The sequence below is a fragment of the Hallella absiana genome, from assembly GCF_025457485.1.
In the GTDB taxonomy this organism is placed as follows: domain Bacteria; phylum Bacteroidota; class Bacteroidia; order Bacteroidales; family Bacteroidaceae; genus Prevotella; species Prevotella absiana.
Genome location: NZ_JAMXSP010000005.1, coordinates 26,476 through 40,366, shown reverse-complemented (window position 1 = coordinate 40,366; position 13,891 = coordinate 26,476). Strand labels below are relative to the sequence as shown.

At 53.0% G+C, this 13,891-nt stretch carries 13 protein-coding genes; 2 read left to right on the top strand and 11 right to left on the bottom strand.

Going from position 1 to position 13,891, the window contains the following annotated elements; genetic code table 11:
• The first annotated feature begins 16 nt into the window (after positions 1-16).
• Both NG346_RS03675 and NG346_RS03670 read left to right on the top strand, forming a co-directional pair.
• Complete coding sequence (locus tag NG346_RS03675; RefSeq protein WP_262288339.1) at positions 17-832, top strand: Nif3-like dinuclear metal center hexameric protein; 816 nt, start codon at positions 17-19, stop codon at positions 830-832.
• Positions 833-950: 118 nt separating this feature from the next.
• Entirely contained in the window at positions 951-1,787 is an 837-nt protein-coding gene (locus NG346_RS03670; protein WP_154532936.1) for a zinc ribbon domain-containing protein, read from the top strand.
• Positions 1,788-1,946: 159 nt separating this feature from the next.
• Here the strand turns inward: NG346_RS03670 and NG346_RS03665 are convergent, their stop codons facing one another.
• From NG346_RS03665 to NG346_RS03615, 11 genes are all read right to left on the bottom strand, one after another.
• A complete protein-coding gene (locus NG346_RS03665) occupies positions 1,947-2,657 on the bottom strand; it encodes a DUF2461 domain-containing protein (RefSeq protein WP_262288338.1) in 711 nt (236 codons plus the stop codon).
• A gap of 49 nt (positions 2,658-2,706) precedes the next feature.
• Positions 2,707-3,357, bottom strand: a complete 651-nt coding sequence (gene nth, locus NG346_RS03660; protein ID WP_262279694.1) for an endonuclease III — start codon at positions 3,355-3,357, stop codon at positions 2,707-2,709.
• Positions 3,358-3,426: 69 nt separating this feature from the next.
• Complete coding sequence (locus NG346_RS03655; RefSeq protein ID WP_262288337.1) at positions 3,427-4,416, bottom strand: zinc ribbon domain-containing protein; 990 nt, start codon at positions 4,414-4,416, stop codon at positions 3,427-3,429.
• Positions 4,413-6,386 (bottom strand): peptidase U32 family protein, encoded by a 1,974-nt coding sequence (locus tag NG346_RS03650; RefSeq protein WP_262288336.1) that lies wholly within the window; start codon positions 6,384-6,386, stop codon positions 4,413-4,415. The genes NG346_RS03655 and NG346_RS03650 overlap by 4 nt, the downstream gene beginning before the upstream one ends.
• Positions 6,386-7,303, bottom strand: coding sequence for a homoserine O-acetyltransferase MetA (metA, locus tag NG346_RS03645; RefSeq protein WP_262279691.1), 918 nt, complete (start codon positions 7,301-7,303; stop codon positions 6,386-6,388). The genes NG346_RS03650 and metA overlap by 1 nt, the downstream gene beginning before the upstream one ends.
• Before the next feature lie 153 nt (positions 7,304-7,456).
• Positions 7,457-9,493, bottom strand: a complete 2,037-nt coding sequence (locus tag NG346_RS03640; protein WP_262288362.1) for a M13 family metallopeptidase — start codon at positions 9,491-9,493, stop codon at positions 7,457-7,459.
• A 119-nt stretch (positions 9,494-9,612) separates the two neighbouring features.
• The gene (locus NG346_RS03635) at positions 9,613-11,607 is read right to left on the bottom strand and encodes an ABC-F family ATP-binding cassette domain-containing protein (protein WP_262288335.1); all 1,995 of its coding nucleotides are present in this window, start codon (positions 11,605-11,607) and stop codon (positions 9,613-9,615) included.
• A gap of 181 nt (positions 11,608-11,788) precedes the next feature.
• Positions 11,789-12,133, bottom strand: coding sequence for a 50S ribosomal protein L20 (gene rplT, locus NG346_RS03630; protein ID WP_154532950.1), 345 nt, complete (start codon positions 12,131-12,133; stop codon positions 11,789-11,791).
• A gap of 39 nt (positions 12,134-12,172) precedes the next feature.
• Complete coding sequence (gene rpmI, locus NG346_RS03625) at positions 12,173-12,370, bottom strand: 50S ribosomal protein L35 (RefSeq protein WP_154532952.1); 198 nt, start codon at positions 12,368-12,370, stop codon at positions 12,173-12,175.
• A gap of 80 nt (positions 12,371-12,450) precedes the next feature.
• A complete protein-coding gene (infC, locus tag NG346_RS03620; protein WP_154532954.1) occupies positions 12,451-13,149 on the bottom strand; it encodes a translation initiation factor IF-3 in 699 nt (232 codons plus the stop codon).
• Positions 13,150-13,263: 114 nt separating this feature from the next.
• A complete protein-coding gene (locus tag NG346_RS03615; RefSeq protein ID WP_262288334.1) occupies positions 13,264-13,662 on the bottom strand; it encodes a (deoxy)nucleoside triphosphate pyrophosphohydrolase in 399 nt (132 codons plus the stop codon).
• Between the last annotated feature and the right edge of the window lie 229 nt (positions 13,663-13,891).

The window sequence follows — 13,891 nt, the reverse complement described above, 5'->3', positions numbered from 1 at the left end:
CTAAAACGTATTAAGCGTGAAAATAGCAAAAGTGGTGAATGCCCTTGAACAGTTCGCGCCTCTGCCCTTGCAGGAAGACTACGATAATGCCGGCCTGCAAACGGGATTGACAGAGGCGGATGTCTCAGGGGCTTTATTGTGTCTTGACGTTACCGAGGCTGTGGTGGACGAAGCCGTAGCCAAAGGGTGCAACCTCATCGTGTCGCATCATCCTCTGATCTTCCACAAGCTCAGAAGACTCTGCGGCGAGGATGACGTACAGCGCACGGTGATGAAAGCCATCGAAAAGCATATTACCATCCTCTCACTCCACACCAACATGGATGCCGCAGAGGGCGGCGTGAACTTCAAGATAGCAGAAAAGCTGGGACTGGAACATCCGACATTCTTCGGCAAACGCCAGTCCACCGAGGTGAAAACCGGTGACGGAGAGATCCGGACCGTGGCTGGCGGTGAAGGCGTGATTGCGGAATGGACCGAGCCTCTTGCCGCCGACGACTTTATCATCCGGCTGAAACAAACCTTCGACGTGGAATGCGTGATGGCCAACGAACTGCTTCGCCGCCCTATCCGTCGTGTGGCGATCTGCGGCGGAGCCGGAGATTTCCTGTTGCCGGACGCTGTTGCCCTCGGAGCCGACGCCTTTCTGACCGGTGAGATGCACTACCATCAATATTTTGGCTACGAGCAACGCATACAAATTGTCGTCATCGGCCACTATCAAAGTGAGCAGTTCACACGGGAGATCTTCCGCGACATCATCACGCGGCAATGCCCCGGTGTCCGCTGCATTTTGTCGGAGATCAACACCAATCCGATCATCTATTTTTAGATCCAAACGGAAATTCACGTTGATCCAACGATAGAATAGATACGAATAGATCGAGTTCACGATACACATAGACTCAAGTATTAATACATATTGATCGAACTATAAAAACATAATAATCATGGCAAAGAAAGACCCATCAGAGTTGTCGGTGGAGGAGAAGCTCTCCACCCTCTATCAGTTACAGACCACCCTGTCTGCCATCGATGAGAAGCGGGCACTGCGTGGCGAACTTCCTCTCGAAGTGCGAGACCTTGAGGATGAGATCGCCGGTCTCAACACACGTATGGAACACATCAATGCTGAGATCGAAGACTTCCGCGCTGCCATTGCACAGAAGCGCAATGAGATTGAGCAGAACCAAGCCAGCGTAGACCGCTACAAGGCTCAGCTCGACGAGGTAAAGAACAATCGTGAGTACGACACGCTGACCAAGGAGATCGAGTTCCAGACACTGGAGATCGAACTCTGCAACAAAAAGATCAAGGAAGCCAACCAGAAGGTACAGGAGCGTCAGAACGACCTCGCCAACACACAGGCTACGCTCACCGAGCGCCAGAAGGACCTTGAGTCGAAGCGCGACGAGCTCGACTCCATCATGCAGGAAACGCGTGAGGCCGAGGAAGATCTCAAGGAGAAGGCCAAAGAACTGGAGGCCCGCATCGAGCCGCGTCTGCTTGCCAGCTTCAAGCGTATCCGCAAAGGTGCCCGCAATGGTCTCGGCATTGTCTATGTGCAGCGTGATGCCTGCGGTGGCTGCTTCAACAAGATTCCGCCACAGCGCCAGCTGGACATCAAGATGCACAAGAAGATCATCGTCTGTGAATACTGTGGCCGTATCCTCATCGACCCGGAGCTCGCCGGTGTGAAGACGGAGCCCGCTGTTGAGGAGAAGCCCAAGAAGAAGCGCACAACAAGAAGAAAGAAGGCTGAGACAGAGGAGAACGCAGAAGCGTAATCAGCCTTGATCCTTCACTATATATAAAAAGGAGACTCTCAACGCGAGAGTCTCCTTTTTTGTTTTTATAGCAATCCTATATTTGATTATATAGCTGTCCTATCTTGTCTTTACTGCGTTATCGGGTAAAAATTTTCCGAGTAAAGGCCACGGAAGCCTCTACTCGTAATCGTCAATGACATTATTGGTGAAGTCCATCATCGGCTTGGCGACCTTAGCGATCTTCACCAGTTGTTCTGTCCAATGCTCTCCTTTGAAGAAATCATCGGGTACACAATGCCAGGCACAATAGTCTTTCATCTTCAAATAAGAGAGGAACTCATAGTCCTTGGGGAAGTCTTTCGGTGCTTTCTTCAAACAGTTGATGCCGAAGCCTTTTGGCGCAGGCGCATCATCGCTCCATTCCGAGGCATTGGGATAGCCAAAGAGATGGATGAACTCACCGTTCTCCACACAGTGTCTCCACTCTTCTATGTTTCCCATGATCTCATTTCTCACGGACGTGAGGATGTTTGTCGGCAGCCAATAAGCCCCGACGGCAATCAGACTGTGGCCCGGCTGCAAGTGGATATAATAGCCCGCGTGCAGTCCTTTACGACCATGGGCAGAGATGTAAGCACCCAAATGACGCTTATAGGGCGACTTATCGGGTGAGAAACGCGTATCGCGATAAAAGCGATAGACACAGTCCTTCACCGTCAGATGAGCCACCGTCTCGTCCATTGCTCCCAAAGCGTTGATAGCCTGCTCCACGCCCTTTTCGAAATCAGCCTTGGCGGCAAGGTACTGATCTTTATGCTCAGCAAACCATGGCCGGTTGTTGTTGGCGGCCACATTCTTCAAAAATTTGAATATCAGTTGGGTATTCATTTGTTCTTTCCTCTATTTTTTCTTTTTTTCCTTACCGTGTTGGTGAGGCCTATTCCAGTTTACTACCCTTCAGCAACTTCGGACAGATCGTGTCAAAGGGGCATTTCTCGCACTTCGGCTTCGCGCTCTGACAGATATACCTTCCATGTAGCAACAGCCAGTGATGGGCCGAGGGAATATCCTCCACCGGAATACTCTTCTCAAGATATTGCTCTACCTTCAATGGTGTGTTGGCCGTTGCCGGCACCAGGCCCAGGCGATGCGCCACACGATAAACATGCGTGTCGACTGCCATCACCGGCTTGCCAAACCACACGGCCTGCAGCACATTGGCCGTCTTGCGGCCTACCCCCTGCAACTTCACGAGTTCCTGAGGATCAGAGGGCACCTCACCGCCATAGTCAGCAACGAGCTGCCGGGCCATCGCCACGAGGTGACGTGCCTTGGCATTGGGATAGCTCACACTGCTGACCAACGCCAGGACATCCTCCACCTCTGCCTGGGCCATGGCTTCCGCTGTAGGATACTTGGCGAACAGTGCCGGTGTCACGGCATTGATGCGCTTGTCGGTACACTGTGCCGAAAGCAAGGTGGCCACCAGAAGCTGGAAGGCAGAGCCGAACTGCAACTCTGTTGTCACATGTGGCTCGTGCTTCCGGAAATAATCAAGTATATAATGATAACGTTCTTGTCTGGTCATATTCTTATGTTATTCATTCTTCATAGAACATTCATCATCGAACTCTCATCATACGACAATAAACATTCATTATTCATTAATCGCTCCGCAGTAAGGGCATTTTCCTTTATGATCAAGCCTTGCCCCACAATTTCCACACACATATCGGGCATGTGGCACATGGAGATAACGGTCAATGGCAAAGACCACATACGCCACGAGCAGAAGATAACCGACATAGTGGAGCGTGGTGATGCTGAAGACGATGTAGTCAATGGCACACATTGCTGCCAGTCCTCCCAAGTAGAGCACCCCCTCTCCCCAGCTCAATTGCCGACGTACATCATCGACGCACGCCAACACAATCACCGGCATCGCCCACACAGAACAGAGGAAGATCATCAGCGGCACTGGCACAGAGAAGGGATTGAGCGTTGGATGGTAGTAGAAATGCTGCCACATCTGCGGTGCATACATCTGCAAACTGGCATAGAGCGTAGCCGAAAAAGCCACCGTCAGGCACAGCAAGGTGGGATAGAACGAGTCGATATCGTGGAAATGTACAATATGTGCTTTGTGGCGCTTAATGTTCCAAAAGGCATATCCCGCCGCGAAGACAGCAATGACACAAAGGAAGATGAGCACATGGTCGTTGCTGAACTCAGAGATGAACTGCGAGATCGGGTCGTCGGGCATCACGCGGGGCAAGAGGTAGGACTCGCGTGCCCAGCCAAAGGCAGAACTGTCGTTGGCCAACTCCACCCACACCGAGTCGGCATTGTCAGACGGTACCATGTGTATGTCGGCTACCACAAGGTGGGCACCCTTACGCACGATAAAGGAGTCGGTAGGCAGTCCGCCGATATACTCTTCGGGCATCTGGCTGATGAGCGAGAGCGAGTCGGCCTTCACCACAAAGTTGTAGTTATTGGTGTAGTGGTGCGTCGAGAAGAACGACAAGGAGTCGATCTGCCGCTCACTGAACTTGAAAGCAGCATGGTTGCGGTGATGGGACTGATAGCACCCCGTCATCAAAAGAGTCACCGCAAGCATGACGAGCAACTTACAAAAGATTTTCATTCTGCGTAAATATCCATTTGACACAGGTCACACCTAAACTCCAACCGGAAGCGACGGCCGTCACCGAGCCGCAGCGTCAGCGGCTCACGCCACCGTGGGGCTGTGCCACCCCGCCTGACACAATGGCCGAGGGCATAGCGCAGACAGTGACGGCACTGCATCACCAGTGCTTTGCCGGGCTCCTTCAACTCAAAGGCCGGAGCCTCCACCTTGACGCCCTGCCGCTCATAGAACTGCCGGGAGAGGTGATTGGCGACATTATATAAATAGGAGTAGGCATTGTAGAGATCCTGCGGCTGCTCAAAGCTAACGTTGTGGTCAGCCTGCCCTGTCTCCCTGCAACATTTTTCTCCACCATACATTTCAGTCTGTTGCGGCCCGTCCGTATCCTTCGTGGGCAGCACCTGGTTTTGCCCGGTTGCCTCAACGATCTTTTTCTGCAAGCTTTCTGCAGCCTCCCGCCTCAACTCAGAGAGCAGACTGGAAGGGATAAAAAGTTCGTCGGCTCCCTGCCCGATGGTGATGTCAGCAGGATCACAATGGAAGGCCGTTGTACCGAGTTTGGCGAGTTGCTGCCGGATATTGTCGGCCTGTGGACGCTTGGCAGCCTGATGATCAAAGGCAACTGAAGCCTCGGCCTGCAAATTTTTAGCCTCAGCTGACTTTCCAACGACCGACATTCTCAGACGGAATCCATTCTGTGTCAAACCATAAACCATGGCAACGGAAATACGACGGTCAGCCGTCTTACCACTTAAAAGTTTTTCGAAAGCCACGTTCTGGTTGCGATAGAGCGTCATACCTTTTCTCAGATGTGTCGGCATCTTGAAGGGAAAGAGTCGTCCGCCCTCTACCCTATTGACGCGGAAGCCTTCCAGCTCATGTTCGTCGTTGAGGAAGCACAGTCCGTCGCCATTGGCGAAAGCAGCAATACCCGCCACGGTGAACGAATCACGACGCAACTCCTTGACGTGTCCGACCATCTCGCCCAGTGCCTTCGGTGTGTCAAACGAGGCAATATCGGGCTGACGGCCATGGAGGAAATAAGTGGTGAAGCCGCGGTTGAATGTCTTCTTCAAGTCGGGCGTGAAGCTATAGCTCACCTTTCCGAGAGAAGCCCTGCGGTAATCATCGGGCCGACGGCGCACGAGGTCATCGAGTTTCCTACTATAGGCGCTGACCACGTTCTTGACATAGTCAGCCGTTTTCAACCGTCCTTCAATCTTGAACGAGCAGATGCCAGCATCCGCCAGCTCCTCGAGATGATCGAGACGGTTCATATCCTTCAACGACAACAGATGGCGGTCGTGCTCTATCGTACGCCCGTCAGCGTCGAGCAGATCAAACTTCATACGACAAAACTGAGCACAAGCCCCCCGGTTGGCCGAACGGCCGAAGCAGTGCTGCGAGGCGTAGCAGACACCGGAATAGCTCACACAGAGCGCGCCATGGACAAAGCCCTCCAACTCGACAGTGGGTACTGCCTGGTGTATGGCCTTGATCTCATCCAATGACAACTCACGAGCCAACACCGCCCGGCTGAAGCCTTGCTGTTGCAGCCACCGCACCTTCCCAGCCGACCGGGTGTCGCACTGCGTGGAAGCATGCAGTGCCGGTGCATAGCCCAGTTCACGGCGCACACGGGCTACCAACTCGATGGCAGCCATATCCTGTACCAAGAGCGCGTCGACCTTAGCCTCGGCCAACTGCTTCATGAGCTGGTAGGCCTTGTCGATCTCATCCTCATAGATGAGCGTGTTGACCGTGACATACACACGGACACCATATCGGTGAGCATAGTCACAGAGTTGGTGAATGTCGTCGACACTGTTTCCGGCAGCCACACGGGCGCCGAAGTCCGACGCACCGATATAGACGGCATCGGCACCATGATCCACAGCAGCCATGGCGCAGGCCAGGTCGCGTGCGGGAGCAAGAAGTTCGAGTGTGCGTTGTTCTTTCATCAGCATTACTTAATCTCGTTGATGTTATAAGGCGTCTCCTGATAGACGTAATAGTTGATCCAGTTGTTGAACAGCAGGTTGGCGTGCGATCGCCAGGTGACCAGCGGTCCCTTAGCGGGGTCGTTGTCGCGGTAATAGTTCTTCGGCAGTTCCACGTCGTCGCGCTTTCCCGCGTCACGCTTGTATTCCTTGTCGAGCGTGTCAGGGGCATACTCCAGGTGCCCGGTGATAAAGAACTCCCTACCCTCGCGGGCCATGACCATGCTCACGCCACTTTCCGGTCCCTCAGCGATGACGCGTAGCGCGTCGACCTTGTCGATGTCGCTGCGCCACACCTCGGTATGGCGGCTGTGCGGCATCATAAACACGTCGTCGAAGCCACGGAAGATGGGCAGCAAGGGATCCAGCGGTGTCTGTGGGAAGATGCCGAAGCGCTTCTTCTCCAGCGGATGCTTGGGCACCTGATAGAAATGGTACAGGGCAGCCTGAGCGGCCCAACAGATATAGAGCGTGGAGGTGACATGGGTGCGTGCCCAGTCAAAGATACCCGTGATCTCCTGCCAGTATTCCACATCCTCGAAAGCCATCTGCTCGATAGGGGCACCGGTGACGATCATGCCGTCCCATTTCTGCTCGCTGAGGACAGAGAAGTCCTTGTAGAACATCTTCATGTGCTCGATGGGCGTGTTCTTAGGCGTGTGGCTGCGCAACTTCATGAAGTTGATCTCAATCTGCAACGGCGTGTTGCTCAGCAGTCTGATCAAATCGGTCTCAGTAGTGACCTTCAGTGGCATGAGATTGAGAATCACGATCTTCAACGGACGAATCATCTGCGTATGGGCGCGGCTTTCGTCCATGACGAAGATATTCTCATGCTTCAAAATATCAATGGCCGGTAACTTATCGGGTAATCTTAATGGCATTGTCTCTTATCTTTAAAACACTATAGAATCCAGCGCAAAGATAGCAAAAAAAAAGGAGAAAAGAGACAATAACAATCGAAAAAAGCAAGCATGCGGAAGCGGAAGAACAAATAAAGGTGGCCAGCGTTGGCCACCCTTATTCGTCATATCGGTTTACCAGAGCTCTAAGCGCTGATTTTCCGGAAGATACATTTTGTCGCCCTTCTTCACGTTGAAGGCCTTGTACCAAGCGTCGATGTGCGGCAGAGCACCGTTGACACGCCACTCACCGAGAGAGTGAGGATCGCGCTTGACACGGTTGCGAATCTCCTGGTCGGTGATGTTCTGTCCCCAGACACCGGCGTAGGCGATGAAGAAACGCTGATCGGGCGTAAGGCCGTCGATAGTCTTCAGCGGTTTGTTGGCCGTAGCATGCTTGAAAGCATTGAAGGCGACCTGCAGACCACCGTGATCAGCAAGGTTCTCGCCAAGGGTGAACTTACCGTTGGCGTGTAGGCCTGGGAGCACCTCAATGCCGTCGAAGAAGTCGGAGTAGAGCTTAGCTCGCTTCTCAAAGCCCTTGGCATCGTCAGCTGTCCACCAGTCGTGGAGGTTGCCGTTGGCATCGTACTGACGTCCTTGATCATCAAATCCGTGGGTCATCTCGTGGCCGATGACCACACCGATGGCACCGTAGTTGAAGGCAGCGTCAGCCTTCGGATCGAAGAACGGACGCTGCAGGATGCCTGCGGGGAAGCAGATCTCGTTGGTCGTCGGATTGTAGTAAGCGTTGACCGTCTGGGGTGTCATGAACCACTCGTCGCGGTCGACAGGCTTACCGGCTTTGTCGGCGATCATCTTGTCAACGGCAAACTCACGTGTGGCAAGCACGTTGTCGTAGTAGCTCTTCGAAGGATCGATAGTGAGTTTGGAATAGTCTGTCCACTTGTTGGGATAGCCGATCTTGACGTAGAACTTGTCGAGTTTCTCGTGAGCATTCTTCTTTGTGGAGTCGCTCATCCATGTTTGGGCATCGATGCGCTCGCCGAGGCTGATCTGCAAGTTATGAACCAGTTCCTCCATCATCTTCTTGCTGGAAGCAGGGAAGTAGCGCTCGCAATACATCTTACCAAGTGCCTCGCCCATGGCACTCTCGACCTGGTTGGTGGCACGCTTCCAAAGTGGATACTCTTCTTTGCGTCCGCTCATGGTCTTGCCGAAGAAGTCGAAGTTGACCTGACGGATCTCGTCGGTGAGGTAAGAGGCAGAGCTCTGGATGACATCCCACTCCATAATGGCACGCAACTCGTCGGCGGTCTGCAGAGCCATCAGACTGTTGAGAGCGGTGAAGAAGGCGGGCTGTCCGACATTCATCTCCTGGATGTAGTCGAGCTTCACGCCCTCAGCCTCAGCCATCTGGCAGAGTGGAATGTTGGGATAGTTATCCTCAAACTCCTTCAGGCTCATCTTGTTGTAGTTGGCCTGGGGATCACGGAGCTCGGTATTGCTCTTGGAAGCAATGGCCAGCTCAGTCTCAGCACGGAAGACATCAGCGGCCTTGGCAGAGGCCTGTGCGTCGGTGAAACCGTAGAGCTTGAACATGCGCACGAGATGCTTCTTGTAAGCATCACGGATGTCGCTGGTTGCCTTGTCGTTGTTGAGATAGTAGTCCTTCTGTCCCAGTGTCAGTCCTCCTTGTGAGAGGCAGAGGATGTTGCGGGTGACGTTTTTGTCGTCAGCACCGAAATACGAGCCGAAGGGCACGCCATAGCCGATCTTGGCATATTTCAACTGCAGGTCGTGGAGCTGGTCAAGGGTCTTGGCAGCTTCCATCTCGTCGAGCAGTGGCTTCACGGGAGCCAGTCCCTCCTTGTTGCGGCGGTCCTGGTCCATGGCGAGCTTATAGAAATCGCTGAGCTTACGCTCTGTGGTGCCCTCCTTGAACTTCTTCTTGGTCAAAGAAGTGAGGATGCTATTGACCTGCTTGTTGACGTTTTCCTGCAACATGTCGAAGCTGCCATAGCGGCTGTAGGCGGCTGGCAGCGGGTGGAGTTTCTGCCATCCACCCGTGGCATAACGGTAGAAGTCATCGGCAGGACGAACACTCTTGTCGAAGTTCGTCATGTCGAGTCCCGACTGGTTCTGCGCCATCAGACCCTGAGCGGGCGCTGCGGCGAGCATCAGCATCGGGAGAATCTGTTTCATGTTCATCATTGTTTTATTTTAAAGTTAGAAATTTATAGAAGCCATAGAAACTATAGAGGCCATAGAGATCATAGAGGTCATTGGGACTATAGAAGCTATAGAGACCATAGAGGTCATGGAAACTATCATCCCAGCTCTTCTACCTTTTCGGAGAGTTCCATCCAGCGGTCGTTTTCTTTGTCGAGTGCTTCCTGCGTTGTGGAATATTCGTTGACGAGCTGCATGTTGGCCGCATTCTTTGGATCCATGAGCAACGTGTCGAGCTCTTTAAGTCGAGCTTCCATCTTTGCTATCTTTGCTTCAGACTCCTCGACGGCGCGCTGGGCCTTGCGCAGCTTTTTCTGTTTTTCCTTATGCTCTTCCCAAGATTCCTTGGTGGCAGGCTGTGAAGTGCCCTGCTGCGCTGTTTCTCCCTTGGCAGGTGACGGAGTCTGCGCCGTTGCGGCGGGTTGAGCGACTGTCGTTGTCTTCTCCTCAGCGACAGCCTTACCGTTGAGAGCCTCGTGGATGGTCTCGGCATTGTGCGCCCGAAGATAGTCATAGATGCCACCGATGTGCTCCTTGACCTGTCCGCCGCCAAACTCGTAGACCTTTGATACGAGCCCGTCGAGAAAGTCACGGTCGTGACTGACGATGATGGCCGTGCCGTCGAAGGCTTTGATGGCCTCCTTGAGCACATCCTTTGACGGCATGTCGAGGTGGTTGGTCGGCTCATCGAGGATGAGCAAGTTGACCGGTTCCAGCAGCAGACGGATCATGGCCAGTCGGGAGCGCTCACCGCCTGAAAGCACGCCGACCTTCTTTTCAGAGATCTCACCTCCAAACATAAAGGCACCGAGCAGGTCGTTGATCTTCAGGCGCATCTCGCCCGTGGCCACCCGGTCGATGGTGTCGTAGATGCTCAGACTCTCATCAAGCAACTGTGCCTGGTTCTGTGCAAAGTAGCCGATCTGCACGTTATGCGCGATCTTCAGCGTGCCGGTAAAAGGTATCTGTCCCATGATGCACTTGACAAGCGTGGACTTACCCTCACCGTTCTTACCGACGAAGGCTACCTTCTCACCGCGCTTGATGGTCATGTTGACATGTGAGAAGATGGTGTGGGAGCCATAGTCCTTGCGCACGTCGTCGCAGATGACGGGATAGTCGCCACTGCGCAGGCACGGGGGAAACTTGAGGTGCATGACTTTGTTGTCGACATCATCGACCTCGATGGGTACTATCTTCTCGAGCTGGCGGATGCGCTGCTGCACCTGCACGGCCTTGGTGGCCTGATAGCGGAAACGCTCGATAAAAGCCTTGGTGTCGGCGATCTCCTTTTGCTGGTTCTCGTAAGCGCGCAGCTGTTGCTCGCGACGCTCTTTGCGAAGCACTACATACTGGTCGTACTTCACCTTATAGTCCTCGACATGGCCGCAGGTGATCTCCAGCGTACGGTTGGTGACGTTATTGATGAAGGCGCGGTCGTGGCTGACAAGCACCACGGCGCTGGAGCTCTGAGCCAGGAACTGCTCGAGCCACTGGATAGACTCAATGTCGAGATGGTTGGTGGGCTCGTCGAGGAGGAGCACGTCGGGATGCTGGAGAAGAATCTTCGCCAGCTCAATGCGCATGCGCCACCCACCGGAGAACTCACGTGTAGGCCGGTCGAAGTCGCTGCGCTCGAAGCCCAGGCCCGTCAGCGTACGCTCCATCTCGGCCTCATAGTTTTCTCCTCCCATCATCATATAGCGCTCATGGGTCTGGGTGAACTTGTCAACCAGAGCCATGTAGTCTTCACTTTCGTAGTCGGTGCGCTCGGCCATCTCCTGCTGCATCTTGTCGAGCTGCTCCTTGATATGTATATGTCCGGCAAAGGCCTTGCGCGCTTCCTCGCGCACAGTGGTGTCATCCTGAAGTTTCATCACCTGTGGCAGATAGCCCACGGTAGAGCCGTTGGGCACCGACACTGTACCGGATGTCGGCTTTTGCAGGCCACAGAGTATTTTCAGCATGGTGGACTTTCCGGCACCGTTCTTACCCACGAGGGCCACACGGTCTCGGTCGTTGATGACAAAGCTGACATCGTGGAACAGCGGCCGGGTACCAAACTCCACCTTGAGATTCTCTACTGAAATCATTTCAAAAATATAAAAATTAACGATGCCCACCGCCAGCAGCGAGTATTTCTCTACGCCACAGACAAGGCGAGAGAGTCTCGGAGCGGTTGGAAACATCCCAAAAAGCAAAACAGGATAGCGGAGTCTTTCGGCATCGCTATCCTGTTTCTTATCTACAAACTCTGATTGCTCAGGGTTTTCTTTACTTCACCTTGTCAACGATGGCCTTGAAAGCCTCAGGATTGTTGACAGCGAGGTCAGCGAGAACCTTGCGGTTGATCTCGATGCCTGCCTTGTGGAGAGCACCCATCAACTGGCTGTAGCTCATGTCGGAGAGACGAGCGGCAGCGTTGATACGCTGGATCCACAGAGCGCGGAAGTTGCGCTTCTTGTTACGACGGTCACGATAAGCGTAGGTAAGACCCTTCTCCCAAGTGTTCTTAGCTACTGTCCAGACATTCTTGCGAGCTCCATAGTAACCCTTTGTGAGCTTCAGAATTCTTGTTCTCTTTGCTTTAGATGCAACGTGATTTACTGATCTTGGCATAATTTTGTTCTTTAAGCGTTCGACTAAAAAGGTTTACGATTAACGGAGGCAGAGCAGACCGCGAACCTGCTTGAGGTTTGCGCTGTCGACCAGTGTCTGATGGTCGAGGTTTCTCTTTTGCTTCTTTGTCTTCTTAGTCAGAATGTGACTGTGGTAAGCGTGATGACGCTTGATCTTACCCGTACCGGTGAATGTGAATCTCTTCTTTGCACCGGAGTTAGTCTTTACTTTTGGCATTTTTTTGTTGTTTTAATGTTGATATGAATTGAAAGGTGGCAACGCATATACCCGGCGGTACCACTCAGTATTTCTGTCTCTTAGTCTTTCTTGTCCCCGTCAGCGGCCTCAGCGAGCTTGCGGAGGGCCTCACCACCCTTGGCGTTGCCAAGGAGTCCGTTTTTCTCGGCCTGCTCAGCAGCCTGTGCCTTAGCCTCTTCCTTGGCCTTGGCCTCTGCAGCGAGACGATCGCGCTTCTGCTGGCTCTGCTTGGCAACACCCGCTTTCTTAGGAGCGAGGAAGAGAAACATCTTCTTGCCTTCGAGCTTTGGCATCTGCTCTACCTTGGCATACTCCTCCAAGTCATTGGCAAAGCGCAGCAACAGCACCTCACCCTGCTCCTTGAAAAGGATGGAACGGCCACGGAAAAACACGTAGGCGCGCACCTTGTTGCCCTCTTCGAGGAATTCCTTGGCGTGCTTGAGCTTGAACTGGTAGTCGTGGTCGTCGGTCTGAGGTCCGAAGCGGATCTCTTTGACCTCCACACGCACCTGTTTTTGCTTCATCTCTTTGGCACGCTTCTTCTGCTGATAGAGGAACTTGCTATAGTCGATGAGACGACAAACGGGCGGCTGTGCGTTGGGCGAGATCTCCACGAGGTCTACCCCTTGTTGATGAGCCAAGTCAAGTGCCTGACGTGTAGGCATCACTTGTGAGCCGTCGTCGCTTACGACTCGTACTTCCCGTACATGAATCTGTCCGTTGACGCGGTACTGATTCTTCTGATTGTCTTTCTTCATCCAGCTATATTAAAGTCATTTTTATATTGGTTTTAGGGTATAACATACCCATACAGCGTGCAAAATTACTAAAACTTTTCCGTTCCACCAAACTTTTCCTCAGAAAAAGACGATTTACCTGCTCAGCAAGTGTGTGGAACACAGATAGTCCACCACCCGGCGGTCAGCGGGCAGCCAGTGGACACCACCGAGATGGTCTTCCCGCAGCCAGCGCGCATCCTCAGCTTCTAAGAGTTCGAGATGTCCGGAAAGGACATGGCAGACATAGCAGTGCATCGTGAGATGGAAAGCAGGATAGTCGTACTCCACCGTCATGACAAACCGGTCGACAGAGATCTCTGTGTTCAGCTCCTCACGTATCTCCCGCCGCAATGCGTCCTCACGGCTTTCGCCCTCCTCAACTTTGCCGCCGGGAAACTCCCACCAGTCTTTCCACTCGCCATAGCCGCGCTGTGTGGCAAACACCAGACCGTCGCGGCAGATAATGGCAGCCACCACTTCTATATGCTTCATGTCTTATATATAAATAGGTATAACCCGATGCAAAGTTACAAAGAATATCCGGCATTCCGCTTCCCCTACCCTATGATTTTGACGGCATCGCTGTTTTCGATAGAAAACCTTTTGACAAAAGACCTTCCACCCAGACTTTCATTCTAGAGAAAAAACTGGGATTTCTTTTAGAAAAAAAAGAGTAGAGAACAAGCCAAAACCGATTTCCGATGGTCATCTCAGTTAGATG

Excerpts from the sequence above, each read along its gene's own strand:
- infC (WP_154532954.1), bottom strand. The coding sequence starts at position 13,149 with ATGAAGAAAGACAATCAGAAGAATCAGTACCGCGTCAACGGACAGATT.
- NG346_RS03650 (WP_262288336.1), bottom strand. The coding sequence starts at position 6,386 with ATGCTGATGAAAGAACAACGCACACTCGAACTTCTTGCTCCCGCACGC.
- NG346_RS03635 (WP_262288335.1), bottom strand. The coding sequence starts at position 11,607 with ATGATTTCAGTAGAGAATCTCAAGGTGGAGTTTGGTACCCGGCCGCTG.
- NG346_RS03665 (WP_262288338.1), bottom strand. The coding sequence starts at position 2,657 with ATGAATACCCAACTGATATTCAAATTTTTGAAGAATGTGGCCGCCAAC.
- NG346_RS03670 (WP_154532936.1), top strand. The coding sequence starts at position 951 with ATGGCAAAGAAAGACCCATCAGAGTTGTCGGTGGAGGAGAAGCTCTCC.
- nth (WP_262279694.1), bottom strand. The coding sequence starts at position 3,357 with ATGACCAGACAAGAACGTTATCATTATATACTTGATTATTTCCGGAAG.
- NG346_RS03655 (WP_262288337.1), bottom strand. The coding sequence starts at position 4,416 with ATGAAAATCTTTTGTAAGTTGCTCGTCATGCTTGCGGTGACTCTTTTG.
- NG346_RS03615 (WP_262288334.1), bottom strand. The coding sequence starts at position 13,662 with ATGAAGCATATAGAAGTGGTGGCTGCCATTATCTGCCGCGACGGTCTG.
- NG346_RS03640 (WP_262288362.1), bottom strand. The coding sequence starts at position 9,493 with ATGAACATGAAACAGATTCTCCCGATGCTGATGCTCGCCGCAGCGCCC.
- metA (WP_262279691.1), bottom strand. The coding sequence starts at position 7,303 with ATGCCATTAAGATTACCCGATAAGTTACCGGCCATTGATATTTTGAAG.
- rplT (WP_154532950.1), bottom strand. The coding sequence starts at position 12,133 with ATGCCAAGATCAGTAAATCACGTTGCATCTAAAGCAAAGAGAACAAGA.
- rpmI (WP_154532952.1), bottom strand. The coding sequence starts at position 12,370 with ATGCCAAAAGTAAAGACTAACTCCGGTGCAAAGAAGAGATTCACATTC.